The sequence below is a fragment of the Dielma fastidiosa genome, assembly GCF_003475485.1.
In the GTDB taxonomy this organism is placed as follows: domain Bacteria; phylum Bacillota_I; class Bacilli_A; order Erysipelotrichales; family Erysipelotrichaceae; genus Dielma; species Dielma fastidiosa.
In genome coordinates this window covers 192575-215913 of record NZ_QRQL01000002.1, presented here as the reverse complement: position 1 = coordinate 215913, position 23339 = coordinate 192575, and the positions used below count along the sequence as shown (strand labels likewise).

The 23339-nt window shown below is 39.4% G+C and carries 31 protein-coding genes; all 31 read left to right on the top strand.

Annotated features, from left to right (window positions below):
* Window position 1 precedes the first annotated feature (1 nt).
* The 31 genes from DWZ33_RS05755 (at window position 2) to DWZ33_RS05600 (ending at window position 23322) form a co-directional block, all read left to right on the top strand.
* Window positions 2–892: a DNA-methyltransferase gene (locus DWZ33_RS05755; RefSeq protein ID WP_118454134.1), complete on the top strand. Its 891-nt coding sequence runs from the start codon at window positions 2–4 to the stop codon at window positions 890–892.
* Window positions 889–2277 carry an SNF2-related protein gene (locus DWZ33_RS05750; protein ID WP_118454133.1) on the top strand — a complete coding sequence of 463 codons (1389 nt, stop codon included), beginning with the start codon at window positions 889–891 and terminating at the stop codon, window positions 2275–2277. The genes DWZ33_RS05755 and DWZ33_RS05750 overlap by 4 nt, the downstream gene beginning before the upstream one ends.
* A gap of 11 nt (window positions 2278–2288) precedes the next feature.
* Complete coding sequence (gene ssb / locus DWZ33_RS05745) at window positions 2289–2729, top strand: single-stranded DNA-binding protein (protein ID WP_118454132.1); 441 nt, start codon at window positions 2289–2291, stop codon at window positions 2727–2729.
* Window positions 2730–2738: 9 nt separating this feature from the next.
* A complete protein-coding gene (locus tag DWZ33_RS05740; protein WP_118454131.1) occupies window positions 2739–3164 on the top strand; it encodes a hypothetical protein in 426 nt (141 codons plus the stop codon).
* On the top strand, window positions 3154–3393 hold the full coding sequence (locus DWZ33_RS05735; protein WP_118454130.1) for a hypothetical protein: 240 nt from the start codon (window positions 3154–3156) through the stop codon (window positions 3391–3393). Before DWZ33_RS05740 ends, DWZ33_RS05735 begins: the two co-directional genes overlap by 11 nt.
* Window positions 3380–3772, top strand: a complete 393-nt coding sequence (locus DWZ33_RS05730) for a hypothetical protein (RefSeq protein WP_118454129.1) — start codon at window positions 3380–3382, stop codon at window positions 3770–3772. Before DWZ33_RS05735 ends, DWZ33_RS05730 begins: the two co-directional genes overlap by 14 nt.
* Before the next feature lie 149 nt (window positions 3773–3921).
* Window positions 3922–4140 (top strand): hypothetical protein, encoded by a 219-nt coding sequence (locus DWZ33_RS17930; RefSeq protein ID WP_118454128.1) that lies wholly within the window; start codon window positions 3922–3924, stop codon window positions 4138–4140.
* On the top strand, window positions 4118–4549 hold the full coding sequence (locus DWZ33_RS05720; RefSeq protein ID WP_118454127.1) for a hypothetical protein: 432 nt from the start codon (window positions 4118–4120) through the stop codon (window positions 4547–4549). Before DWZ33_RS17930 ends, DWZ33_RS05720 begins: the two co-directional genes overlap by 23 nt.
* A gap of 159 nt (window positions 4550–4708) precedes the next feature.
* Window positions 4709–5737, top strand: a complete 1029-nt coding sequence (locus tag DWZ33_RS05715; RefSeq protein ID WP_118454126.1) for a DUF4417 domain-containing protein — start codon at window positions 4709–4711, stop codon at window positions 5735–5737.
* The gene (locus DWZ33_RS05710; RefSeq protein ID WP_118454125.1) at window positions 5738–6133 is read left to right on the top strand and encodes a hypothetical protein; all 396 of its coding nucleotides are present in this window, start codon (window positions 5738–5740) and stop codon (window positions 6131–6133) included.
* 396 nt (window positions 6134–6529) lie between these two features.
* A complete protein-coding gene (locus DWZ33_RS05705) occupies window positions 6530–7276 on the top strand; it encodes a hypothetical protein (RefSeq protein ID WP_118454124.1) in 747 nt (248 codons plus the stop codon).
* Between the two features lie 16 nt (window positions 7277–7292).
* Entirely contained in the window at window positions 7293–7754 is a 462-nt protein-coding gene (locus DWZ33_RS05700) for a KGG domain-containing protein (protein WP_118454123.1), read from the top strand.
* Window positions 7741–9033 (top strand): PBSX family phage terminase large subunit, encoded by a 1293-nt coding sequence (locus tag DWZ33_RS05695; RefSeq protein WP_244925855.1) that lies wholly within the window; start codon window positions 7741–7743, stop codon window positions 9031–9033. The genes DWZ33_RS05700 and DWZ33_RS05695 overlap by 14 nt, the downstream gene beginning before the upstream one ends.
* Before the next feature lie 11 nt (window positions 9034–9044).
* A complete protein-coding gene (locus DWZ33_RS05690; RefSeq protein WP_118454121.1) occupies window positions 9045–10472 on the top strand; it encodes a phage portal protein in 1428 nt (475 codons plus the stop codon).
* Entirely contained in the window at window positions 10472–12121 is a 1650-nt protein-coding gene (locus tag DWZ33_RS05685; RefSeq protein ID WP_118454120.1) for a phage minor capsid protein, read from the top strand. The genes DWZ33_RS05690 and DWZ33_RS05685 overlap by 1 nt, the downstream gene beginning before the upstream one ends.
* Complete coding sequence (locus DWZ33_RS05680; protein ID WP_118454119.1) at window positions 12118–12315, top strand: hypothetical protein; 198 nt, start codon at window positions 12118–12120, stop codon at window positions 12313–12315. The genes DWZ33_RS05685 and DWZ33_RS05680 overlap by 4 nt, the downstream gene beginning before the upstream one ends.
* Window positions 12316–12647: 332 nt before the next feature.
* Window positions 12648–13217: a phage scaffolding protein gene (locus DWZ33_RS05670; RefSeq protein ID WP_118454117.1), complete on the top strand. Its 570-nt coding sequence runs from the start codon at window positions 12648–12650 to the stop codon at window positions 13215–13217.
* Window positions 13218–13231: 14 nt separating this feature from the next.
* Window positions 13232–14200 (top strand): major capsid protein, encoded by a 969-nt coding sequence (locus DWZ33_RS05665; RefSeq protein ID WP_118454116.1) that lies wholly within the window; start codon window positions 13232–13234, stop codon window positions 14198–14200.
* Between the two features lie 11 nt (window positions 14201–14211).
* Window positions 14212–14430 (top strand): hypothetical protein, encoded by a 219-nt coding sequence (locus DWZ33_RS05660; protein WP_118454115.1) that lies wholly within the window; start codon window positions 14212–14214, stop codon window positions 14428–14430.
* Window positions 14431–14432: 2 nt separating this feature from the next.
* Window positions 14433–14822, top strand: coding sequence for a hypothetical protein (locus tag DWZ33_RS05655; protein WP_118454114.1), 390 nt, complete (start codon window positions 14433–14435; stop codon window positions 14820–14822).
* Window positions 14819–15187, top strand: a complete 369-nt coding sequence (locus tag DWZ33_RS05650; protein WP_118454113.1) for a hypothetical protein — start codon at window positions 14819–14821, stop codon at window positions 15185–15187. The genes DWZ33_RS05655 and DWZ33_RS05650 overlap by 4 nt, the downstream gene beginning before the upstream one ends.
* On the top strand, window positions 15184–15591 hold the full coding sequence (locus DWZ33_RS05645; protein WP_118454112.1) for a minor capsid protein: 408 nt from the start codon (window positions 15184–15186) through the stop codon (window positions 15589–15591). Before DWZ33_RS05650 ends, DWZ33_RS05645 begins: the two co-directional genes overlap by 4 nt.
* Complete coding sequence (locus tag DWZ33_RS05640; protein WP_118454111.1) at window positions 15588–16040, top strand: hypothetical protein; 453 nt, start codon at window positions 15588–15590, stop codon at window positions 16038–16040. The genes DWZ33_RS05645 and DWZ33_RS05640 overlap by 4 nt, the downstream gene beginning before the upstream one ends.
* Entirely contained in the window at window positions 16041–16526 is a 486-nt protein-coding gene (locus tag DWZ33_RS05635) for a hypothetical protein (RefSeq protein ID WP_118454110.1), read from the top strand. It begins immediately after the preceding gene.
* Window positions 16527–16535: 9 nt separating this feature from the next.
* Window positions 16536–16985 carry a hypothetical protein gene (locus DWZ33_RS05630; RefSeq protein WP_118454109.1) on the top strand — a complete coding sequence of 150 codons (450 nt, stop codon included), beginning with the start codon at window positions 16536–16538 and terminating at the stop codon, window positions 16983–16985.
* Window positions 16985–17563: a bacteriophage Gp15 family protein gene (locus DWZ33_RS05625; protein ID WP_118454108.1), complete on the top strand. Its 579-nt coding sequence runs from the start codon at window positions 16985–16987 to the stop codon at window positions 17561–17563. The genes DWZ33_RS05630 and DWZ33_RS05625 overlap by 1 nt, the downstream gene beginning before the upstream one ends.
* Window positions 17556–20462, top strand: coding sequence for a cell envelope integrity TolA family protein (locus DWZ33_RS05620; RefSeq protein WP_118454107.1), 2907 nt, complete (start codon window positions 17556–17558; stop codon window positions 20460–20462). The genes DWZ33_RS05625 and DWZ33_RS05620 overlap by 8 nt, the downstream gene beginning before the upstream one ends.
* Complete coding sequence (locus DWZ33_RS05615) at window positions 20462–20854, top strand: hypothetical protein (protein WP_118454106.1); 393 nt, start codon at window positions 20462–20464, stop codon at window positions 20852–20854. The genes DWZ33_RS05620 and DWZ33_RS05615 overlap by 1 nt, the downstream gene beginning before the upstream one ends.
* Entirely contained in the window at window positions 20851–22461 is a 1611-nt protein-coding gene (locus DWZ33_RS05610) for a hypothetical protein (protein WP_118454105.1), read from the top strand. The genes DWZ33_RS05615 and DWZ33_RS05610 overlap by 4 nt, the downstream gene beginning before the upstream one ends.
* Window positions 22451–22927, top strand: a complete 477-nt coding sequence (locus DWZ33_RS05605) for a hypothetical protein (protein WP_118454104.1) — start codon at window positions 22451–22453, stop codon at window positions 22925–22927. Before DWZ33_RS05610 ends, DWZ33_RS05605 begins: the two co-directional genes overlap by 11 nt.
* On the top strand, window positions 22924–23322 hold the full coding sequence (locus tag DWZ33_RS05600) for a hypothetical protein (RefSeq protein WP_118454103.1): 399 nt from the start codon (window positions 22924–22926) through the stop codon (window positions 23320–23322). The genes DWZ33_RS05605 and DWZ33_RS05600 overlap by 4 nt, the downstream gene beginning before the upstream one ends.
* The last annotated feature ends 17 nt before the right edge of the window (window positions 23323–23339 follow it).

The window sequence follows — 23339 nt, the reverse complement described above, 5'->3', positions numbered from 1 at the left end:
CATGAATGTTTTGAATAAATTTATTACGGATCGATTTGCACTTTATAACGGTGATAGCGCAGAGATTATTCAAGTATTACCGGAAAACAGTATGGACTATTCGATATTTTCACCGCCGTTTGAAGATTTGTACACTTACAGCGATAGCCCTAGAGATTTGGGCAACTGTAGAAATACAGAAGAATTCTACGAACAATTTAAATTCATAGTTGCAGGCATTTTCAGAATTATCAAGCCAGGTAGATTGGTGAGCATTCACTGCATGGATTTACCAACAACCAAAAGCACTGATGGATTTATTGGACTTAAAGACTTCCCTGGTATTTTGATTAAGCTATTCCAAGATGAGGGCTTCATTTATCACAGCCGTGTGACGATTTGGAAAGATCCTGTGGTCGCAATGCAAAGAACTAAGGCACTAGGGCTACTGCATAAGCAAATCAAGAAAGACAGCACAATGTGCCGGCAAGGAATCGCCGACTATATCATTACGATGAGGAAGCCCGGAGAGAATGAGAAAAGGGTAACACATACAAATGAAACATTCCCAGTCGATAAATGGCAAGAATACGCTAGTCCGGTGTGGATGGGCATTAAGCAGAGTAACACGCTCAACCGAACTTCCGCAAGAGAAGAAAGAGATGAAAAGCATATCTGCCCATTGCAGCTTGATGTTATTGAAAGGTGCGTTGAGTTATGGACTGCTGAAGGAGATACAGTATTTACACCGTTTCTTGGCATTGGCAGTGAAGTATATCAGTCATTGCTAATGAACAGAAATGGAGTAGGCATCGAACTTAAAAAATCATATTATGATCAAGCGGTTAAAAACTGCAAAAAGGCAGTAGAAAAAGAAGTGCAGCTCGATTTGTTCGAGGGGTTAGATGCATGACATACGAAGAATTTCTAAGAAAAAAAGAATTTTATGTATCGCCTAGCGGATTTGTTGCTGATGATTTAAATTGCCATTTATTTGATTATCAGAAAGCAATCGTTAAATGGGCATTACGCAAAGGACAAGCGGCGTTATTTGAAGATACAGGACTTGGAAAGACTATCCAGCAACTCTCATGGGCTGATTCCGTAAACAAGCACACTCATCAGCCGGTGTTAATACTTGCGCCGTTAGCAGTAGCTGAACAGACAGCAAAAGAAGCCGCTAAGTTTGGCATTAGTTGTAAACTGTGTGAATCACATGATGACATTGTGAATGGCGTAAATATCACAAACTATGAAAAAATACATAAGTTTGATACAAGCGTATTTTCAGGTATTGTGCTTGATGAAAGTTCAATTATTAAATCGTATTCAGGTAAGACAACCAAAGACTTACAAGAAAGGTTTAAGAAAACACCGTTTAAATTATGCTGTACCGCTACACCTAGTCCTAACGATTATACGGAAATTGGAACTACTGCTGAATTTTTAGGAGTTATGCCAAGAAGTGAGATGCTGTCAACATTTTTCATCAATGACAGCATGGGTAAAAACAAGAATGGAAGAATCGGCTGGCGTTTAAAAGGACATGCAGAAAAAAACTTTTTCAAATGGATTTCTTCATGGGCTATGATGATAAAAAATCCTAGTGATATAGGTTTTGACGGAACCATGTTTGAATTGCCAAAACTTAATCTGAATGAAATCATCGTTGAAACCGAAACTGATGGATCAAGCTTATTTGTTGAGTACGCTGAAACTTTAGATGAGCGTAGAAAAGCAAGAAAAGAGAGTGTTTCTGAGCGTGTGCAATTAGCAAAGAAAATAGCCGAAAGTAGCGATCAGTTCTTAGTATGGTGTGATTACAATTACGAAAGCGAAGCATTGCATAAAGCGATATCAAATTCTGTAGAGGTAAAAGGATCTGATTTGCCTGAACACAAGAAGAATGCAATGATCGGATTCTCTAACGGTAATGTAAAGTGTCTTATTTCAAAGCCGTCTATTTGCGGTTTTGGAATGAACTGGCAGAACTGCCATGAAATGATTTTTTGTGGGCTGTCAGATAGTTATGAGCAGTTTTACCAAGCGATAAGAAGATGCTGGCGATTTGGGCAGAAAAACGATGTGAATGTTTATGTCATCATATCAGAAAAAGAAATGGAAGTATTACGCAATATCAAACGGAAACAATCAGAACATGAGCGCATGACTAGAGAAATGATTGCAATCATGAGTGAAAGACTAATCAGCGAAATAAACAATTATGTAATTGAAAAAAGCGAGTATAAACCGATGATAGCAATGACATTACCGCAATGGCTGCAAGCACATGTATAAAGGAGCATAAAATGATCAATCGTGTTGTATTAGTGGGCCGTATTACTAAGGACCCAGAATTAAGAAAGACTCAATCAGGACTTTCCACTGTTTCATTTACGGTTGCCTGCAACCGCCGTTTTACAAGTCAAGGACAGGAGCCGCAGGCTGATTTCATAAACTGTGTCGCATGGCGGCAGACCGCTGATTATATGGCTAACTATGTGAAAAAAGGTGCATTGTTGGGTGTTGAAGGAAGAATTCAGACACGCAATTATGAAGATCAGACAGGTAAACGCGTCTATGTGACAGAAGTTGTCTGTGACAGTGTTCAGACATTGGTAAGAGCAACAGAAACAAGCGCTGGTACCAATTACGGCGCAGCACAAACGAACACTTATGAAGCGCCAACAAGCGATCCATATAGCGATTATGAACAATTGGATATACAAGAGGATGACTTACCATTTTAGGAGGATAAAATGAAACAAATTGAAAAGTATACAGAAGCATTAGTGGAAGCTTTTGAAAAGGGACTTGACAATCATTGCGATGAAACTAGTTGCCATTTATGCGATTTTAAAAAACTATGCTCAATGAAAAAAGATGAATTAATAGCATATCTAAACAGCGAAGTACCTGAAAACTTTTTAACTGACGATGAGTACATCATACTTAAAAACCTTGATAAAAAATGGAAATTTATTGCAAGGGATATGGATTTGTTTTTATGTTTATATACGTTCAAGCCAACAAAAAAAACAAATTCATGGATTGAAGAAAATAAAGCATACAAAAGCATAAATTTATTTAATCACTTATTCCAATTTATCAAATGGTCAGATGACGAACCTTATGAAATTGAAAAGCTGTTAGCAACTTACGAGGAGAATAAACATGGAAATTAAAGAATTAATTAATAATAATACAGCGTTTCACTTGAAACCTAATGTTGGTGATACTATATGGTACATTGGGGCAAATGGGAATATTTGTCCTACGATTTATTTTGAGGTTGAAACTGACTTAGCTATGCTAAAAAATGGTTGGATTTTCCCTACACAAAAACAAGCCGAATCTAACAAAGAAAGAGTGATGGCTGAGTATAAAGAGGTAATGGACAATGGCACAAAATAAAGAAGAATGTATCGTAGCGCTAAATGCTATGAACTTGGGTGATTATGAAATTAATTGCACCATTGATGAAAAGCAAAGTGTATTTGTTAAAAAGACATATGACGAACTTTTTGAAGAAGAAATTGAGCTTTTAACTGAATTGATTAATGAGCATTTTGAGTTAAAAGAAGAGGTTGAATGTTTATATAAAAATGAAGAATCATTGCAAGATGTAATTGAAAAAGAATATCAAATTGGTTTATTTCTGTATGAGCTACTAGAAAAAAATGGCTATACAAAAAAGGAACTTAATGAATTAATTCATGATTTTCAAGTGAAAACATGGAAAGACATCGAAAAAAATATTGCAGATGGTTTTCGAGATGGCATAAATGAATGAAATCAAATTACTTTTATCCACGTTTGAAGCATACAAGAAAAAACCAAGATGGGAATTGATTCAAGCCATGTTCAGGCTGACGCTTAGGATTGGTTACGAAGCAGGTAGACAGTCGGTATTAAGTTGTAGAAACTTAGAGGAGGACGATTATGATTAATGCAAGGATCAAGAAAGGTGATTATGTCAACGGTAGATTAGTTGAGGATGTGATTAAGATTGGTCAGGAGACTAACTATCTAGTTACATACTTCTGTACAAAACACAACAAACCGCAAATTATATATGTGCCAGCGCACAAGGTACAAACTCATGTATCAGCCGAGGTGTTTAAGGGAGTTAACAAAAATGTCACTGACCGAAAAAGATAGGATTGAACAATTTAAGCGTGATTTGCGCAGTTATACTTATCATCAAAAAAAAGCAATGGAGATTGATGAGAAACTAGAGGAGTTGGCGGTGAAGCTGCTCGGTGTTTCTTCACCTTCAGCAAAAGAAATTGTTTTAGAAAACGGTGGCAATCCATATTGTGAAAGAAAGCTTGAATTGCTGATGGAAGAAGGTGAGCTTGTCAATGAACGCAGCAAGCATCTAACAGAAATACAGCGAATTGACGATGCTTTGAAATTGATTGATGATGAGGGAAAAAGTATTCTTGTATATGTTTTTGTAGAACATAACAGTTATATGAAATCGGCTGAAACGTATTCAAGATCAATCAGTAAATTGCGCAGGGACATGAATGAATATATCAAAATCATCCTAAAAAACGAAAGTTGAACATAATGTCGCAGTTTTCTGTGTTATTATGGTAGTGTGGATTTAGCAGGTATTACCCATTCCCCACCCATTAGGTCCTGCTAAGTCCCACATTAAATTAACATTAAGCATCTACAAAAAAAGTAGGTGCTTTTCTTTTACCCAAAAAGAGGTGATGACATGGAGATTATTGAGCTAGATATAAAAGAGTTACATCCTTATGCAGACAATCCACGTTGTAATGATGATGCTGTTGATTATGTAGCTAACTCTATCAAAGAATTTGGCTTCAAGGTTCCTCTTGTCATTGATAAAGATCATAACATCGTAACGGGTCATACAAGATATAAAGCTTGCCAGCAATTAGGTATCAAAAGTGTTCCCTGCGTGATTGCTGATGATTTAACTGAAAATCAGGTAAAGGCTTTTCGATTAGCTGATAACAAGGTTGCTGAATACTCAACATGGAATTTCAATTTACTGGACTTTGAGCTCGAATATATTCCGTTAGATATGGAACCTTTCGGGTTTGAAATAAAACTTCCTGATCAAGAAAATGAAAAGGAAAATGAGCGTATCAGAACAAACGAAGCTTATAACTTGGATATTTATGAGGAATCAGAAACAGCCGGCTATTATCAAATGCCAATTATCTATAACGATGGTATTGTGCCTGATGATATTATAGGATTCAATTATGCCAAGACATCCAAAGATAAAGATATCGGTATCCATATGTATGTTGATGATTACCAGTTTGAACGCCTATGGAATAAACCCCAAGATTATGTAGATATACTAAGTGAGTATCAATGCGTGTTTAGTCCTGACTTCAGCTTATACATGGATATGCCAATGGCCATGAAAGTATGGAATATCTACCGCAGCCGTATGATTGGTCAATATTTGCAGCGTCAAGGTGTTAAAGTAGTACCAACAATCAGTTGGGCAGAGTCGGATACCTTTGCATTCTGTTTTGATGGAATACCAGAGGGAAGTATAGTGACGGTATCAACGATAGGTGTTAAACGTGATGAATACGCATTAGAAATCTGGAAAGCTGGCATGGATGCTATGATTGATAAAATTAAGCCATCAATCATTTTAGTGTATGGTGGTGAGCTTGAATATGATTATGGAAACATACCAGTTAAATATTATGAGAATAAAGTAACTGAACGTATGAAAGCATCAAAGGAAGTGGGTTAGATGGGCGGTAGAGGTGCAAGCAGTGGGGTATCAAATAAAGGCAAAAAATATGGTACCGAATATACAACGCTTTTACAATCAGGTAATATAAAGTTTGTTAGATATAATGATGCAGGGTCAGCTAAATCCCCAATGGAAACAATGACAAAAGGTCGAGTTTATGTAACTGTAAACCATAAAAATGAATTGAAATCAATAACTTTATATGATGATGATGGAAAAAGAATAAAACAAGTTGATCTGAGAGGTACGGCGCATATGATAAATGGTGAAAAAGTATTACCTCATAGTCATGTAGGCTATGAGCATGATGAAAAAGGCACAAAAAAATTAACTAAAAAAGAAAATGCGCTTATTGCTAAAGTTAATAAAATATGGGAGAATAAAGGCGGATAGTGATTAGTATACGAGTGAGTACAGTCTGATATTTATAAGCTATACGGCGCCGAGCGTTAAAAATAAAGTAGCTAGCGAATGATGCTTATATCTTTCAATGTTTTGCATTGTACGGAAAGGGTTCGGTTGAAATCCGAAACGCTATCTGACATCTTGTCAAAGCAAGATGTCTTTCATTTGTAATTAACAACAAGCATATAGAATTGATAGGGTAAAAAAAGAATGGTATAATTATCTCGGTGGTAGAAGATAGTTTAGGCGGGCAGAACGTGTTGTTGTATGGAGCAATCCACTGACGAGGCATCGGTTCAATTCCGGTTGACTACCACTACTATTTTAATACAAGCAATCAATTAAATTTGGTTGCTTTTTATTTTACAAGAAAGGAGGCAAAGCATGGAATTAAATAAATTCTTAGAGTTGATGAAAAATAATAATGCAATTAGATTAAACAATGATTACATTTTATTTAATGATTTAGAATTATATAATTTTGTTACAAAGAAATCTGTCCAATTCAATAATGTTGATGAGCTAATGAAATACAATTTCAATAATCAACCAATGAAGGTGTTTATAGAAAACACTAATGAATTCTATAATCAAATAGATGGTGGTAGGGGGGCAACATCTTCAGCTATGGGTGGAGGCTTTAATCATGCAAGATCGAATGGAAAAGATGATATTCGTTCTATAAAGTTTCCTTCCGAATTTAATGTAGGAGGAAGATATCAAGATTACGATAAAACCCTCTCTCTTTTTAAAGAAAAGTATGCTAACTCAGATCATGAGTATGGCATTACAGTAGATGAACAAGGTTTTGTTCACAAGCATATTGAAGGCGGGAAAACATCAGTTGCAATATCAGGTGGAAAGGGTGAAATGATTATTCACAATCATCCAGGTGGAGGTAATTTTAGTGACAGCGATTTAATATCAGTAGCTTCAACAAGGGAAAGAGGCATAGTTGCAGTAAGTGGAAAAAGAACATATACTTTTACTAAAAATAAAAACTTTAATGCTAAAGGATTTATAAAAGCGGTTAAAAACGCAAAATGGCCGACAAAATACAGCTATGATAAAGGAGCCGATTGGTGGCTTAAAAAGAATGCATCAGTCTATGGTTATTCGTATAAATCATAATGAAGGAGTGAGGTGAATGGCTAATGAAAATAACTTAATACCCGTTACAGAGCGAAGCAAGGAGGAAGCAAGAGCATTATCATCAAAAGGTGGTAAGGCATCAGGAGTAACAAGACGACGTAAAAAGACAATGAAAGATGCTATGAACCTACTGCTTGCATTGCCTGTTGATGATGCCAATAGAGCTAAAATGGAACGATTAGGTATTGATCCGTCAATAGCTGACAATCAAATGCTGATGTTGATTGCAGCCTTTCAGCAAGCCATCAAGGGAAATGTCAGAGCGATGGAATTTATAAAAGAAATAACTGGTTCTTCAGCTATGACAGAACTTGACAAGACAAGGCTGAAGCTTGAAAAGGAAAAGGTTAAGCTGGCACGGGATAAGATACAGGATGATGTCGAGGAAATGGAAAACGATGGTTTCTTGGAAGCATTAAACGGTACCGCTAAGGATGATTGGCATGAAGAAGGCTAAGTTCAACTTCCAGCCATTCAGCTTGAAGCAGCGAAAGGTGCTTAATTGGTGGTGTCCTGACAGTCCGGCAAAGGATATGGACGGCATCATTGCTGATGGAGCTATCCGATCAGGAAAGACGGTATCAATGTCGCTTTCATTTGTCCTATGGGCTATGACATGCTTTGATGCTCAAAACTTCGGCATGTGTGGGAAGACGATTGGCAGCTTCCGGCGCAACGTATTATTTTGGCTGAAGCTGATGCTGCTCAGCCGCGGTTACAGAGTCAAAGATCATCGGGCAGATAATCTGCTTATTGTTAGCCGTAACGGTATTGAAAATTACTTTTACATCTTTGGCGGTAAGGACGAACGTTCACAGGATCTCATACAGGGTATTACTCTGGCTGGGATCTTTTTTGATGAAGTAGCCTTGATGCCAGAGAGCTTCGTTAACCAAGCAACGGGCCGATGTTCTGTGGCAGGCTCGAAGTTTTGGTTCAACTGTAATCCTGATGGACCGAAACACTGGTTCAAACTCAACTGGATCGACAAGCAAGAGGAGAAACATCTTATCTACCTGCACTTCACAATGGATGACAATCTGTCCTTGTCCGAAGCCATCAAAAACAGATACAAGGCAATGTATGTGGGTGTCTTTTATCAGCGCTATATTCTAGGTCTTTGGGTAGCTGCTGAAGGAGTCATCTTTAAACAGCTTGCTGAGGATCCTCAGGCATGGGAATACATTGGTGTGCTGCCGGCATTTCGCTTTGTCAATATCGGTATCGATATTGGTGGTACACGATCCCATTCAACGCTGATTGCAACAGGAATCACTCATGATTGGAAGGTGCTTACGTTCAGGGCCGAGAAGATTGAGCATGCGAAAGGTATCGTTTCACCAGATATGATTTATCAAAGGCTGGAAGCTTTTGTCCAGCTGATCCAAGCTGAGGATAAAGTCAATGTTGATTATATCTTCGTGGACTGTGCTGAGCAGGTTATCCTTAATGGTATCCGTGTGTATATGCGTGATGCCGGCTTTATGGTTGAAGTAAGAGACAGCCGCAAGGTGGAAGGCAAGACAAGAATCCTTGCTTATCATGTGCTGCTGAACACTCACCGTATGAGCTTCAGGCAAGTACCGCTTGTTGTGGATGCCTTATCAACAGCATTGTATGACGAGAAAAAGCATGAGGATACGATATTAGACGATTTTACGACTGACGTCGATACATTCGATGGCCACTTTTATAGCTGGTCATTTTTTATTGATTACTTTGGCGCATTTAAATAGGAGGTGATGAGATGGACGCAATACTACAGATTTTAAGAGACGAAGGGTACAGCGTATCGAATGAGCTGGCAAGCTATTATTCATATGTTGATTTGTGGCAAAAATGGTGGGAAGGTTATGTGCCTTCAGTTCATGACTATTCACAGGTTATCCTTGATGGCAGCATTCGGACATTCAAGCGATACCGAATGAACATGGCTAAGAAGGTCAGTGAGGACTGGGCTAATTTATTGCTCACCAACAAGACACTCATCAATGTGGACGATGAGGTATCTCAGCAGTATCTAGCTGGAGATGCTGTGGAACAGAATGAGGGCGTATTGGGTGATAATCATTTCTGGGAGAATGCCAATTTGCTAGTAGAGAACGCCTATGCTGCCGGCACCGGCGCTTTTGTACTAAGAGTAAAGGATGCACAGTTGAAAGGAAATACCTTGACTGGCGGTAAAGTTAAAATCACCTATATTGATGATGCTGCTATGATCTATCCGCTGTCATGGGATAAGGGAGAGATTACGGAGTGCGCGTTTGGCTCAGTGAAGTATATTGAAGGTAAAAGACATTTGTATCTGGAAAAGCACTTACTCACAGCAACCGGATATAAAGTGGTGAATGAGTATTACAACTACGAGCAGGAGAAGCCGGTCAAGGTTGCGGTTCCTGAAGGACTTATAGAAGAATTTCAAATTGATTGCAAGCTGTTCTATGTTGTAAAGCCTAACTTAGCCAATAACATCTACAAGAACAGCCCTTTAGGTTTGTCAGTATATGCGAATTCACTAGATCAGTTGGCTGCTTGTGATATTGCTTATGATAACTTTGTTTATGACTTTGTATTAGGGCGTAAGAGAGTATTCATGAATCAAGACATTATCTCAATGAAGGACGGTAAGCCTAATCTATCAGAAACGATGGAGACAAGGCTCTTTTATTCAATGGGCCAGAAGATGCCCAATGAGAATCAGCTCTTCCAAGAATACAACCCAGCTCTTAGGATCACTGAAAACAAGGAAGGAATCCAGACAGCTTTAGACATCCTTTCTGCGAATGTTGGCTTCGGGCAGTCACGATACTCTTTTAATGACAGGACTATGACGACTGCCACCCAGTCAAAACTATCTAACAAGGATTTGACTGAATCGGTTGCAAAACAACGCGTCATGATCGAAGAAGTCCTGAAGGGTTTGGTTAAATCGATCTTATGGCTTGGACGGAATATCATTGGTGAGAAGGTCAACGAAGAAGCTAAGGTAACGATCACCTTCGATGATTCCATGTTTCAGGATATTGATGCTGAAAAGGCGCAGTTCCTTCAGGAGATACGCGATGGTATCCGGCAGAAGTGGGAGTATCGTGTTAAATACTTTGGCGAAGATGAGGAAACGGCTAAAGGCATGGTACAGCAAGATGAGGAAATCGAGTTTCCTGAGGCTGAATAATGCTTGATCCTGTCAAACTGCAGAAAGTGCCAGATGAACTGGTGCGGCTTTTCTATGACTTAGAAACAGACATTTTGAAAGATATTGCTGAGCGATTAGTGATGAATGACTTCAAGCTGTCACCTACCTCAGCGTATCGACTGAAGAAGCTTGATGAGTTAGGCTTGCATCAAGATGCCGTTGTTAGAAAGATAGCAGCCATTCTGAAAGAGAGTGAGAAAAAGGTCAAAAAGGCAATCAATGATACTTCTTACCTAAATATCAACTCAGACAATGAAATGTTGAAGCAGCATGATCTCTTCAGCAATGCTAATTATGACACCGGAGAGCTGCGGGATATCATGCTGAAGGGTATTCGGCAAACGAATGGTGAACTGAGAAACATCACTAAATCAATGGCAGGCGCTGCCAGCAAGACATACGAGCGGGCGTTAGACAATGCTTATCTTAAAGTACGATCAGGTGCCTACTCTTACACAGAAGCTATAAAATCAGTGGTTGACGACTTAGCCAGTAAAGGCATGGAGACATTCACCTATAAGTCAGGCAAGCATGAGCAGGTATCTACCGTAGTCCGCAGGGCGGTTTTAACTGGTGTAAACAAGACAGCTATCGAAACACAGCTGGCAAATCTATCTAAGATGGGAATGAACCTTGTGAGAACTACCCAGCACTTAGGTTCAAGACCTACCCATGAGGTGTGGCAAGGTAAAACATTCTATGTGGGTGAACCAGTCGAGGGCTATTTAAGCCTTGAAGAAGGTACAGGCTATGGCACCGGTGAAGGACTTGGTGGCTGGAACTGCCGGCATGGTATTAGGATCGCCCTTGAAGAGATGGGCATTGAATACACTGAGCAGCCCATTGACACTGAAGAGAACAACCGCATTTATGAATTAGAACAGCAGCAGCGTTACAATGAACGTATGATCCGCGAATGGAAGCGGCGGCGAGATATTAAGAAAGCTGGCGGTCAAGACCATTCAAAAGAAAGTCGAAAGGTGAAGGAGTGGAATGCTCGGCAGGATAGTTTTGTTAAAGCACACCCAGAGCTTAAGCGGCAGATGAATAGGGAGATTATTTCAAAGCAAGTTAGCAAAGGACTTTCATCAGGCAAAAACAATAGTCTAGAACAAGGAGGCACCGAAATCATACAGCGAGGCAAGTTGACAAAGACTGATTCTGATACTAAGATAAAGGTGTTGGAAGCTTATGAGGAACGCCTCGTTACTTATGACCATGAGCGAGCGGTTGTAATTACGAAAGATGGCATTGTGTATGAAGTGATTGGGCATAATTCTATTGTTGATATAAGTGTTATTGATGATTTAAAAGGCGCATTTGTTACCCATAATCATCCTGATAAAGTAACTAATTATTCATTTAGTGGGGAAGATGTGGAGTTGTTCATCAAACAGGAAATTGGTATTTTAAGAGGCATTGATAATAAGTTTGTGTATTCAATGCAAAGAACAGAGAAAACATTCTCACCATTCGATGATATAAAAAACCGATTTAAGCATTCTTATTTTAATAAGGTGATTGAAAATAATGATTGGCAAGCGTTAGATGATGAAGAATATCATGAAATAGTTAAATTATTAAGCAATGATATAAATTTCATTTATGAAAGGTCGGGTAGAAAATGACATTTGAAGAAGAATGGGAAAAATTAAAAGAAGAAGACATGAAACGAATACAGCCTATTTTGGATGAATGGGATAAAAATGTTGATAAGGGTATTCTTGACGGAGGTTACGAATATGATAAGCGCATAAAAGAACTTAGAAAACAACATTTCTATCCAAAACTTGAGAAATTAAAAAAGAAATATGGAAGATAAGCACCGATAAGGTGTTTTTCATTTAGTCAAGGAAGGTGATGAGGTGTGTAATCATGCCTATATAAAAACGATTGATAAGACCTATTATGACCATGAATTAAAATGCAGGGTTCTCATTGAAGAGAGTACCTGCATTTTTTGTGGTCGCAAAGAAACAGAAAGGAGCATCTATATGGACCCGCCCAAACGGAAACTTCCGAAATTTATCAAAGATGATCTATCAAATTTCTAGCCCTGAGCATGGCATATAAACTGCTGCTGGTCCTGCATATGACATTTAAACTATGCCCCTACCGGAGAGAACCGGATATAAAAAACACAGGAGAAAACATATGGAATGGTTAAAAGAATTTTTAGGTGATGAATTATATGCGCAGGTATCTGTGAAGCTGCAAGGTAACAATAAAGTGAAACTCGCTAACTTGGCCAGTGGTGAGTATGTTGCCAAGCAAAAATACACAGATAAGGAGTCAGAGGTTGCTACCCTTAATACTGAGCTTGCAGCGCTGAAAGAAGCAGCTAAAAAGTTTGAGGGTATCGATGTTGATGCGCTGAATCAGAAAATCAAAGATCTAGAAGCAAATTCCGCAAAAGAGATTGAAAAGGTGAAGCGTGAATCAGTAGCTAAGGAACTCTTATCTGGATATAAATTCACATCAAAATTAGCGCAGGAGTCAGCACTCAATAAGCTGCTATCCAAAGAACTGAAACTGGAAGGAGACAAGTTACTGGGAGCTGATGATTTCATGAAATCTTTACAAACCGAATGCCCTGAAGCATTCGCAAATGATGATGGTGGTACTAAACCGCCAGTAGTCGTAAACACAGGCGGAAGCCATGAAGGCGGACAGCCGGCACAGACACCTTCATTGGAATCCGCTATCTCAGATTTTTATAAATAAAGGAGGGCAAATAAATGCCATTAACATTAGCACAAGCAAAAGTCGGCATGGCCGACAAGGTCGATCAGGCCGTCATTGATGAGTTCAGACGCTCATCGTTATTATTAGATCGTTTAGTATTTGATAACGCCGTATCACCCGGCACAGGCGGTTCCACGCTGACCTATGGATACATCAGATTAAAGACGCCTTCTGTTGCCGCCGGTCGTGCATTAAATAGTGAGTATGTACCAGGTGAGGCCATCAAGGAAAAAGCAACCACAGATTTAAAGATCATGGGTGGCAGCTTCCAGGTTGACCGTGTACTAGAAGACACTGCAGCACAGTCAGAGATCGCATTCCAAGTATCTGAGAAGACGAAGGCCACAGCCAATCAGTTCCACAATGAAGTAATCAATGGCGATTCCACTTCAAAGGAAACAGACTTTGATGGCTTAGATAAAATTCTTACAGGTACAGATACTGAATTCAAACCAACTTCAGGCGTTGATTTATCAACATCAGCAGCCATGACCACAAACTTTGATGAGTTCTTAGATAACATGCTGACTTTTATTTCAAAATTGGATGGTAAACCGGATATGTTGCTGATGAACTCAACGATGTTAGTCAAGATGAAATCAGTGGCACGCCGTGCAGGTTATTATAGCCGCACAGAGAATGCATTTGGCGCATCAGTAGATAACTGGGATGGTATCCCTATGGTGGATTTAGAAAACTATTATGACGGTACTAAAACAAACCCTATCGTTGCAATCGCTGCGGACGGCACAACAGATGTCTATGCAGTGCGCATCGGTTTAGATGGTTTCCACGGTGTATCACCAACCGGTAATAAGATCATTAAGACCTATCTTCCTCGCAAGGATGAACCGGGCGCTGTCAAAAAGGGTGAAGTTGAATTAGTTGCCGGCATTGCACTAAAGAATTCAAAACGCGCGGGTGTGTTCAGAGGAATCAAAGTGGCACCGGCATCTAACTAGGAGGAACAAACATGGATAAATATATCGTTAAGACACCAGTGAAGAACTTTACTGGTGTTTCATGGGGATTAGCTTTTGTGGGCGGTAAGTCTGTCGAGTTTGCAGATAAGGTTCTGTTTGATAAGCTAGTAAAAAAAGGGTATAAAGGCGAGGTCATCAAAGAGAAGAAACCTGCAAAGAAAGATTCTGATCAGCAAAATGATCCTGATAATAAATCGGAAACAAAATAGCTATGAATTACAATGAGTACAAGCAGCTAGGAGGCATCATTAGCGAGAATGAATTTAATCAGCTACTGCCTTTGGTAAAAGAATTGCTGCTTGATTATACGGCAACGGTTCTAGTGCCTCACTGGCGTATGCTTCCGACACTTGATGAAATGGTTGACACAGACATGATCTATTTTTATCAGCTTGATATGATTGCAGCGAACGGCGGTGTGAATGCTTTTTATGGGCAGAATGACCTTGATCTAAAACAGGTATCAACTGGTGGCTTTACTTATTCAATCGGTGCAGGGAATAAGATGGAATTCTTCAATGGGGTTCCTCTTTCACCATTAGCTGTATCGAATCTAAAACGGCAGTTAAGAGCTAAGGGCTATTTGCAGAGGTGCTTATGAGAGCTTCACCGCGCCGAGTAAGGCAGGATAAAATCACACTGTTTACACCGATTGATAAGGAGTTTGACGTAACCTATCAAACTACATTTGTTGATTATGTTCGAGTGGATGAAAACTATGGCATCAATCAGTCAGCGAAAGGCATTGAGGATACTAATTCAGTGCTTGTGGTAATTGACCTAAACGACCTCCAGGCATATGGTGCTGAACCAGTAAAGGATTTGATGCCATTACTTATCAAGGGCAGAACTTTAGTCAGGCTTGAACATACGGATGATTTGCAGAATGCTTTTACTTTAAATGATATAAAAAAAGATAAGCCGGCGGATAACAAACCGGCTTTTTTAGAATTGTTACTGCGATGAAATACAACATAGATATTTATCTTGATAGTAAAGCGTTAATCAAGAAGTATGAAGCTAAAAGAGAAGCTGCTCAGATGAGGTTGAAGCAGATAGTTGTAGAAGATACAGATCCCTTTGTACCCTTTGAAAGTGGCTATCTAAAGAATTCGGTGGCTGATTCATTGAATGACGCACTGCCAAGAATCATTTATCAAGGGCCCTATGCTCATTACCTTTATACCGGTTATGTCATGGTGGACCCTGATACTAAAAATCCGTGGGCTAAAAAAGGTGCAATCAAGGAGTACAAGGATCCAATGCAGGCGCTGCAGTTTAAGAGAGGTATGTCAGAGTGGTTTGAACACTCAAAGAACCTCTACACAAAGCGCTGGATCAAGGAAGTGGAGAAGGTGATCAAGTCATGAAATCATTAGCAATCGAAGAAACTCGTCAGATCGTTGACGTTCTGTTTAAAGAATTCATATCAAAAATCAATATTAACGGGATTTCATGGGAGCTGGAATTTATCACTCATGAGATGCCGAATCTATGTTTTAAGCAGCTTACCGGCTCAATGGTAAAGCAATATATTACAGGTGATTATGTGGCTGAATTGCCCTTTGCAGTGTATTACCGCGCAAGGGCAGCTTCAGTCAATGATGTGTTGGCCTTAAGCCAGCCATTGAATGACATCGCAACCCTTTTTTACAAAGAGGAACGAAGCAATTTTGGTTATTTAAAGACCGTACTGCCTGAAGGCGTTGAACCTCAGAAGCTGCGAATGACATCAACGCCCACTCTGGAAGATGGTCTGAAGAATAATACAGCTGTATTTAAAGCAATATATACCTTCAGGTATAGGAAAGGAAAATAGATGGAAAAGATTAAGAGAGAACTATGGCAGACGTTTGTTAAGCCAGGTACGGAAAGTGCAAAATATGCCGTCATTGGTGAAGATTTAGAAGAATTTGCGCTTGAAATGAATGCCGATATCGAAAAGAAAAAGAACATTCTCGGTACGACATCGATCAACCTTAAAGGCTATGAGAAACAATCAACGGTTGCCCCTTATGTATGCCGTAAAGGGGATCCTGTATTTGAGTGGCTGAAGGGCATCGTAGACAATGAAAAGACACTTGATGATGTTAAGGCAACTGTATGCAATGTGGATTTGTTTGAGACTGCAACAGGCGGAGCGTATCCGGCAATTGAGGAAGATGCCTATATTGAAGTGACTTCTTTTGGTGGAGACACAGAGGCATTAAAGATTGAATACAATATTCACTACACCGGCATCAAGCGTTCAGGAACTTTCAATCCAACGACTAAGACATTCACACCGACTGGCAGCGCGGCATAAGGAGGGAATATGGCAAGCATTCAATTATTAAATCAAGATGTCATTGTATTGGACATTTTGGATGGTAAAGGTAATAAAGTTGATGAGTTTGAATTTGATCCATTTGATGCGGAATTTGCTGCTAACTTTTATGATTTTCTGAACGAACTGCATAAAAAAGACCAAGTCATAAAAGGGAAAGTGCAGGCACTTACCAAGCAAGACAAAACAGCTAATTCGTTTGGTCTTTCAAAGGCAAATGAATTGTACTTTAAAGAGAATCTTGAATTGGTGAATTTTGTACGAGCTAAGTTTGATCTTCTTTTTGGCGCAGGGACTTGTGAGCGATTATTTGGTAAGTCAAAAAATGCTGTTCTGTATATTGATTTTATTGAACAGTTAACACCTTATTTCGATAAAGCTCGCGAAAAGAAAGTATCAAAGTACACCCAAGCAGAGGAAACTGAAGGCCTCAACTAATGAATATTTTAGTCGATCAGTTCCCAAGCAAGGTGAAGATAGACGGCAAGGACTATGGCTTGAATACCGATTTCAGGATCGGATTAAAAATCATGTTCGCAATGCAGGATGATGGGCTGACGATGCAGGAGAAAATGATTGTAATGCTGCAGTTATTGTATAAAGAAATCCCTAATGATTTAGAAAAGGCGGTTGAATATGCGATCGCCTTTTTAAATTGTAATGAACACGGAAAGGAAAAGACAGGCATTTCGGTCACTTTGTTTTCGTGGGAAAAGGATGCAAAGTATATCTATTCCGCAATCAGACAATCCCACGGGATCGATCTTGATAATGAGAAAATCCACTGGTGGAAATTCATGTATATGTTTTTAGATTTGAATCCTGATTGCTTTTTTAACCGCCTTGTTGGTGTACGTGATCGCAAGGCAAAGGGTAAGATGGACAAGGCGGATAAAGAATTTTACAGGCAAAATAAAGATATCATAGATTTGCCGCCTAAATTAAGTCCAGAAGAGAAACTGAAAATAGAGCAGTTCCGGAAGTTGCTCGGTAAGGCAGGTGATGAGAGTGGCTAGAAAATCAGATGGATCGGTTGTGATTGATACTGAGTTAAATATTGATGATCTTAAAAAGGATGTGATCAATGCGGAGCGTGAGCTAAAGAAGCTTCAGGCAACTCAGGATAAGCTCAATAAAAAAGCTGAAGCAGCTCAAGCAAAGTCAAATAAGATACGTGCTAAGTACGATACTGACGCAACTAATGCGGCCTTTAGAAAAAAGTTTGAAAACCAATACGGAAGTTATGAAGCAGCAAAGGATAAAGAAGCCTGGGGAGCCAAGTTTGATAAAGGTTATACTTTATCACTTGCTAAAGATCACGACGATTTTGCGGCTTCATTACGCCTTGTGAAAGAGGCATATAACGAATTGACCGTTGCTGAAAAGGATACACAATCAGCCCAAGAAGACTTGAATACCGCTCAACAGAAATATGACAGCTATGTAAAGAGGATGAATAATCCTCTGACAGTCTTTATAGATAGCACACAGAAAGCCGTGTTAGGGTTAACCAAGCTCTTAGGTAAAGGTCTAGTAGCAGCGGTCAAGAAGACTGGCAGGGCATTTGTTAGTGGTGCAAAGAGTATCGTGAGCTTTGGAACCAAAACGGCAAAGGCCGTCAATCCAATTGATGGCATGATGAAGAAAGTATCAAGATTGGGCACGATGATGAAGCTCATGGTCACACGCAGGTTGATTATGGCCATGATCAATCAGGCGAAAGAAGGTATCAGCAATCTAGCTGCTTATTCTTCCACATTCAACGATACGATGTCCGGCCTTAAAAGCAATGTTACCTATGTTGGTAATGCCTTAGCTACAGCCTTTGCACCTATCTTATCAGCGATCGCTCCAATCGTGGATATGGTCACAGGCTCAATCGTGAATCTGATCAATATGATCGCACAGCTGACAGCCAGGTTAACGGGCACAGCGACCATTTTCACTAAAGCTAAGAAAGCTCAGGTGGACTATGGAAAGGCAACCGCCGGTAGTACAAAAGCACAGGAAAAACAGGTTGCCTCTTTTGACACGTTGCAAAAGCTGAGCAGCAGTTCTTCAACTAGTGGTGGTACAGATGCAAGTGATATGTTTGAGGAAGCACAAATCAGCTCAGAGATTATCAATTTAGCGGATAAGATAAAAGAAAACATCAGCAATGGTGATTGGTATTCAATAGGAACTATCATTGGTGAGCAGTTATCTAAAGCTTTAGATAGTATCAAATGGGGTCCTATTCAGAACCAAGCTAGTTTGATTGGTACTAATCTGGCTAACTTGATCAATGGCTTTGTCGAATTTCCAGATTTAGGCTATAAAATAGGCAATTCGATCGCTCAGGGGTTGAATACTGCATTTTTCTTTGCTTATAGTTTCGTAACGAACTTACACTGGGATTCCATCGGTATTTTTATTGGTGAAGCCATAACAGGAGCAGTACAAAATTTCAACTGGGGCATGGCGGGTACTGCTTTAGGTACATTTATTGGTGGTCTTATTCAGATGTTTGGCAATATGGTTGCTACTGTTGATCTAGGCGCGCTGGCAGCAGGATTGAGCGTGTTTGTGATTAACTTTATCAATTCGATCAGCCAGAAAATACGGGATACGCCGTGGGATCAAGTAGGTGCTTCTATCGCAGATGCTTTTCTTAATCTTGACTATCTGGGTATAGCCGCCGCCTTTGCAGGTCTGATATTATCTGCCATCAATGCTGCATGGGATACCATTGTCGGGTTCTTTAGTGAGCTTGGTAAAAACAGTGGCGATGGTTTCTTAGGCGGGCTATTACAAACGATTTCTGACATTGTTCGCTGGATTGATGAAAATATCGTCAGACCGATTGTTGATGCGTTTAAGTACCTTTTAGGGATCCATTCACCGAGCACTGTATTTGCTGAAATCGGGGTTAATGTCATGCAAGGCCTTTTAAATGGATTAGGCAGCCGGCTTGGTGATGTTGGCAAATTCTTCACGGATATGTGGCACTCTATTACTGATTCGATAGGACAGTTTGCTTCTGATTGGGGTTCGGCAGTAGGATCATGGTGGCAAAATGATGTGTCACCGTGGTTTACTCTAGATAAATGGTCTGAACTTGGCAGCAATATTGTCAAAGGTATCAAAAATGGTGTCGCTGGTGTAGGAAAAGTAGCGGCAGGAATCGGCAGCCAGCTATTAGATAGTGCCAGATCTGCTTTAGATATCCACTCCCCATCAGGCGAGTTTGAATACTTAGGTTCATTCATCATGCCAGGTCTTGCACAAGGTATCAATGATACATTACAGATAGCGCTAGATGCTTTATCAAATGCTGTTAAAAAGATCAAAGAGTTATGGCAAAAAGGGTTTAAAACTGAAGGCTCTTATTCACTCTATTTCTTTGATGAAGGTAAAAAGATGATGACTGGATTGATCAATGCGTTTAAAGCGATGATGAATGCTTTAGATGAACAATTAAAGGTAATGCTGCAGTTAGTGCAGAATACGATGAATGCAGCGGCAGCAGCTGCAAGAAGTGCAGCATCTTCAATTCAAAGTTCAGTGTCAAGTGCAATATCAGCAATGGAACGATTAGAATCAATGGACAGCGGATCAATTAGCTCAAGAATGTCACGTTATTCTGCAATGCCTAAAACATTCAGTATTCCGCATCTTGCAACCGGTTCGGTCGTATCGCCTAATAACCCATTCATGGCTGTACTTGGTGATAACAAGTCTGAAGAAGAAGTCGTTTCACCATTATCAACAATGAAGCAGGCACTTCAAGAAGTTTTAGACAATACGGGCAGTAATCGTAATATCACCGTTGTTTTGGAAATGGACGGCATTGAGTTTGCTAGAGCAGTTTATAAAGCAAACAACCAAGAGAAGCAGCGTGTCGGTGTGCAGTTAGCAAAAGGAGGCAGATTTTAATGTTTAGTGTTGATGGTGTTACTTATGACGTAGATGCTGTGTTTCTGGCTGAGGATTCAATCAAACGTAAATTTACGATTCTTGACGGTGAGAATGCAGGACGATTATTAAATGGATCCATGACAAGGGATATCATTGGTACTTATTACAATTATACATTGGCAATCGATACCAATAAGCTATCCCCGGCAGATTATGATAATCTTTATGAAATCTTATCGGCACCAGTAGATAGTCATTCTTTCGCGTTCCCCTATGGGCAATCTGAATTGCAGTTTGATGGCTATGTGTCTAGCGGATCTGATACATTAAAGTATGTAAGACATGGGATAAGATACTGGGGCGATCTGTCTATTGAAATAGTCTGCATGGAGCCAATAAGAAGACCATGAGTGAAACAAAATTAATTTATAAAGATGTATCACCCACTGCTAAGTTGTTTTGTAATCCAACCGCAGAGGATAAGCAGCCGTTCAATGATTTAACACAGCTGAATAGAGATACAGGCAACTTTCAAGGTTATGCGACTTGCGAACATAACAGTCGAGTCCTTGATGGTACTTCAGCTGACTTTAATTATAATGGTGATTTAGGTTATTGGAGCTTGACTAAAAGTGGTGCGGATTGCAGCTTTACCACACCAGTTAAGCTTACTTTAACATACAGTACGCCCGTATCATTTGTCGGACTTACCATTACCTTTGATCAAAATCATTATGAGTATGCTAGGAAGTTCAGTATGAAGGCATACTTTTTAAATGAATTGGTATCGGATGAAACCTATCATATCAATAAACCGCAATTCTTCACGAATAAGCAGCTTACTAATGTTGATAAAATCGAATTCATTTTTTATGAGACTTCACTGCCGGAACGTTACTTGAAATTGAATCTGATCGATTATGGCATCACTAGAGTATTCACTAATGACGAATTGATGAATGTGAAGGTGGCGGAGGAAGTTAATCTAGTAAGTTCAGAGCTTTCAGTGAACAATATGAATTTCACATTAGTTTCTGAAGATCCTATTGCCTTTCTATTTCAAAAGAAGCAACCATTAGAGTTATATTACAACGGTAAGCTGATTGGTGTTTTCTTCATCGACAAAGCACGTCAGAAGGCAGAGACGACTTGGGATATCACGACTTCTGACTATATCGGCGTATTAACGAAAGCTTCCTATAATGGAGGCCTTTTTACTGGCGAAATGGCAAGCGTGATTATTAAAGATATTATGGATACGTGCCATGTACCTTATCTGCTGGATGTCGATTCGTTCGTGGATATCCCTTTATATGGATATTTACCGATTGGCACAGCTAGAGAAGCACTGCAGCAGGTCTTGTTTGCATGCAGTGCAACAGCGGATACATCAAGATCAAGTGTCATTGATATGTATAAGATGCCGATTTCAGTAAGTGGTGAATATACGCAGATCATGGAAAATTCAACCTTTGATCAAGAAGAAAAGGTTACAGAAGTAAGACTCACTGTGCATGACTATGTTAAGAAAATAGAACCAGATGAGATAGCAAAAGGAAATGCAACAGGAACAGTTGAAATCACGTTCTCCGGGGCTTATTCAGACTTATCTATAACTGGTGGCAGCATTACATTAAGTGGTGCTAATTACGCTATTATCGAAGCTGCCGGCGACTACGTTTTGAGTGGTTATGGCTATGAGGACAACATGACGATCATGAGTAAGAAAAATCCAACAACAGCGGCCAATGAGCTTCAGAACATCATGGAAGTTTCTTCAGCTACATTAGTTTCTAAATATAATGCTGCTACTGTATTGAATAATCTATATGCTTTTTTCATTCGAACTTCGATTGCAAATGTGAAAATCGTGAGTGATGAGTTATCAGTAGGGGACTTGATCAATTATTCAACAAAGTATCTGGGGGAAAAGAGAGGGCATGTGATCTCAAATACATTCAATTTAAATTCATCAAAGATCGTAGCTGATTGTGAGGTGCTTGATTATGATTCTTGATAGACTGATTTATGACCGTACAGCTGCGGATGTTAACCGAGCGATTTATTTACGCAATAAAGGTTATGAAAACCTAACGGATGCAGAAAAGCAGGAATGGTCTTCCGATTTAAAAGGCTGCCTTAATTGTAGTGATCTGAATCGCGTCGCTGAAGCATGTCGATATATCAATGCAATGTATCGACAGTGGGGATATGATGTAACGATTCCTGTTAAAACAGATTTTACGATGGATGACTTTCAAGACCTGCAGCTGATGAGTGATTATTGTTTGAGTGTGTTGAATTTAATGGGTTCCATCAAAAACGGCAGAATGGGAGAAGTACCACGGAGGATGACTGGGGCCACTCATGTTACACAAAACAACATCGAGCGAAACCTCTATCTGATGCCACATGTATTAAAAAGCGTGCAAGAAGGAATGCAAGTGCTTAAATGCACATTGGGAGGAGATGAGTTTGAATGAGACCTACATTTTTAGATGAACAAGTTGGTAATGATGGAAAACGTTACTATAACATTGTGCAGAACGGTGCAGTGCTATATGAAAAGGTACTGCTGGAAAAGGATTACATTAGGCTTCAGGATGGTACAAAACTATCAGCAAACATACTGATTAATATGCTTACTGAGGATAATATCTTAAATTACAAGGGTGTTAAAAAACTTGATGAATTTGGTGATCAGATTGTATCAATAATCGTGGACACAGAGAATAATGATGATATTATTCTGAAAAAGACAACAACTTTTGGAGATACCATAACTGAACAGGTCGATTATTATCAGGCAGGAGTAGTCATTTATTCAATAACAAAAGACACTGGATTTGGCGTAAACATCGTTACTTCCGTGGTTTAGAAAGGAGAAATTGATTA

Excerpts from the sequence above, each read along its gene's own strand:
- DWZ33_RS05755 (WP_118454134.1), top strand. The coding sequence starts at position 2 with ATGAATGTTTTGAATAAATTTATTACGGATCGATTTGCACTTTATAAC.
- DWZ33_RS05750 (WP_118454133.1), top strand. The coding sequence starts at position 889 with ATGACATACGAAGAATTTCTAAGAAAAAAAGAATTTTATGTATCGCCT.
- ssb (WP_118454132.1), top strand. The coding sequence starts at position 2,289 with ATGATCAATCGTGTTGTATTAGTGGGCCGTATTACTAAGGACCCAGAA.
- DWZ33_RS05740 (WP_118454131.1), top strand. The coding sequence starts at position 2,739 with ATGAAACAAATTGAAAAGTATACAGAAGCATTAGTGGAAGCTTTTGAA.
- DWZ33_RS05735 (WP_118454130.1), top strand. The coding sequence starts at position 3,154 with ATGGAAATTAAAGAATTAATTAATAATAATACAGCGTTTCACTTGAAA.
- DWZ33_RS05730 (WP_118454129.1), top strand. The coding sequence starts at position 3,380 with ATGGCACAAAATAAAGAAGAATGTATCGTAGCGCTAAATGCTATGAAC.
- DWZ33_RS17930 (WP_118454128.1), top strand. The coding sequence starts at position 3,922 with ATGATTAATGCAAGGATCAAGAAAGGTGATTATGTCAACGGTAGATTA.
- DWZ33_RS05720 (WP_118454127.1), top strand. The coding sequence starts at position 4,118 with ATGTCACTGACCGAAAAAGATAGGATTGAACAATTTAAGCGTGATTTG.
- DWZ33_RS05715 (WP_118454126.1), top strand. The coding sequence starts at position 4,709 with ATGGAGATTATTGAGCTAGATATAAAAGAGTTACATCCTTATGCAGAC.
- DWZ33_RS05710 (WP_118454125.1), top strand. The coding sequence starts at position 5,738 with ATGGGCGGTAGAGGTGCAAGCAGTGGGGTATCAAATAAAGGCAAAAAA.
- DWZ33_RS05705 (WP_118454124.1), top strand. The coding sequence starts at position 6,530 with ATGGAATTAAATAAATTCTTAGAGTTGATGAAAAATAATAATGCAATT.
- DWZ33_RS05700 (WP_118454123.1), top strand. The coding sequence starts at position 7,293 with ATGGCTAATGAAAATAACTTAATACCCGTTACAGAGCGAAGCAAGGAG.
- DWZ33_RS05695 (WP_244925855.1), top strand. The coding sequence starts at position 7,741 with ATGAAGAAGGCTAAGTTCAACTTCCAGCCATTCAGCTTGAAGCAGCGA.
- DWZ33_RS05690 (WP_118454121.1), top strand. The coding sequence starts at position 9,045 with ATGGACGCAATACTACAGATTTTAAGAGACGAAGGGTACAGCGTATCG.
- DWZ33_RS05685 (WP_118454120.1), top strand. The coding sequence starts at position 10,472 with ATGCTTGATCCTGTCAAACTGCAGAAAGTGCCAGATGAACTGGTGCGG.
- DWZ33_RS05680 (WP_118454119.1), top strand. The coding sequence starts at position 12,118 with ATGACATTTGAAGAAGAATGGGAAAAATTAAAAGAAGAAGACATGAAA.
- DWZ33_RS05670 (WP_118454117.1), top strand. The coding sequence starts at position 12,648 with ATGGAATGGTTAAAAGAATTTTTAGGTGATGAATTATATGCGCAGGTA.
- DWZ33_RS05665 (WP_118454116.1), top strand. The coding sequence starts at position 13,232 with ATGCCATTAACATTAGCACAAGCAAAAGTCGGCATGGCCGACAAGGTC.
- DWZ33_RS05660 (WP_118454115.1), top strand. The coding sequence starts at position 14,212 with ATGGATAAATATATCGTTAAGACACCAGTGAAGAACTTTACTGGTGTT.
- DWZ33_RS05655 (WP_118454114.1), top strand. The coding sequence starts at position 14,433 with ATGAATTACAATGAGTACAAGCAGCTAGGAGGCATCATTAGCGAGAAT.
- DWZ33_RS05650 (WP_118454113.1), top strand. The coding sequence starts at position 14,819 with ATGAGAGCTTCACCGCGCCGAGTAAGGCAGGATAAAATCACACTGTTT.
- DWZ33_RS05645 (WP_118454112.1), top strand. The coding sequence starts at position 15,184 with ATGAAATACAACATAGATATTTATCTTGATAGTAAAGCGTTAATCAAG.
- DWZ33_RS05640 (WP_118454111.1), top strand. The coding sequence starts at position 15,588 with ATGAAATCATTAGCAATCGAAGAAACTCGTCAGATCGTTGACGTTCTG.
- DWZ33_RS05635 (WP_118454110.1), top strand. The coding sequence starts at position 16,041 with ATGGAAAAGATTAAGAGAGAACTATGGCAGACGTTTGTTAAGCCAGGT.
- DWZ33_RS05630 (WP_118454109.1), top strand. The coding sequence starts at position 16,536 with ATGGCAAGCATTCAATTATTAAATCAAGATGTCATTGTATTGGACATT.
- DWZ33_RS05625 (WP_118454108.1), top strand. The coding sequence starts at position 16,985 with ATGAATATTTTAGTCGATCAGTTCCCAAGCAAGGTGAAGATAGACGGC.
- DWZ33_RS05615 (WP_118454106.1), top strand. The coding sequence starts at position 20,462 with ATGTTTAGTGTTGATGGTGTTACTTATGACGTAGATGCTGTGTTTCTG.
- DWZ33_RS05610 (WP_118454105.1), top strand. The coding sequence starts at position 20,851 with ATGAGTGAAACAAAATTAATTTATAAAGATGTATCACCCACTGCTAAG.
- DWZ33_RS05605 (WP_118454104.1), top strand. The coding sequence starts at position 22,451 with ATGATTCTTGATAGACTGATTTATGACCGTACAGCTGCGGATGTTAAC.
- DWZ33_RS05600 (WP_118454103.1), top strand. The coding sequence starts at position 22,924 with ATGAGACCTACATTTTTAGATGAACAAGTTGGTAATGATGGAAAACGT.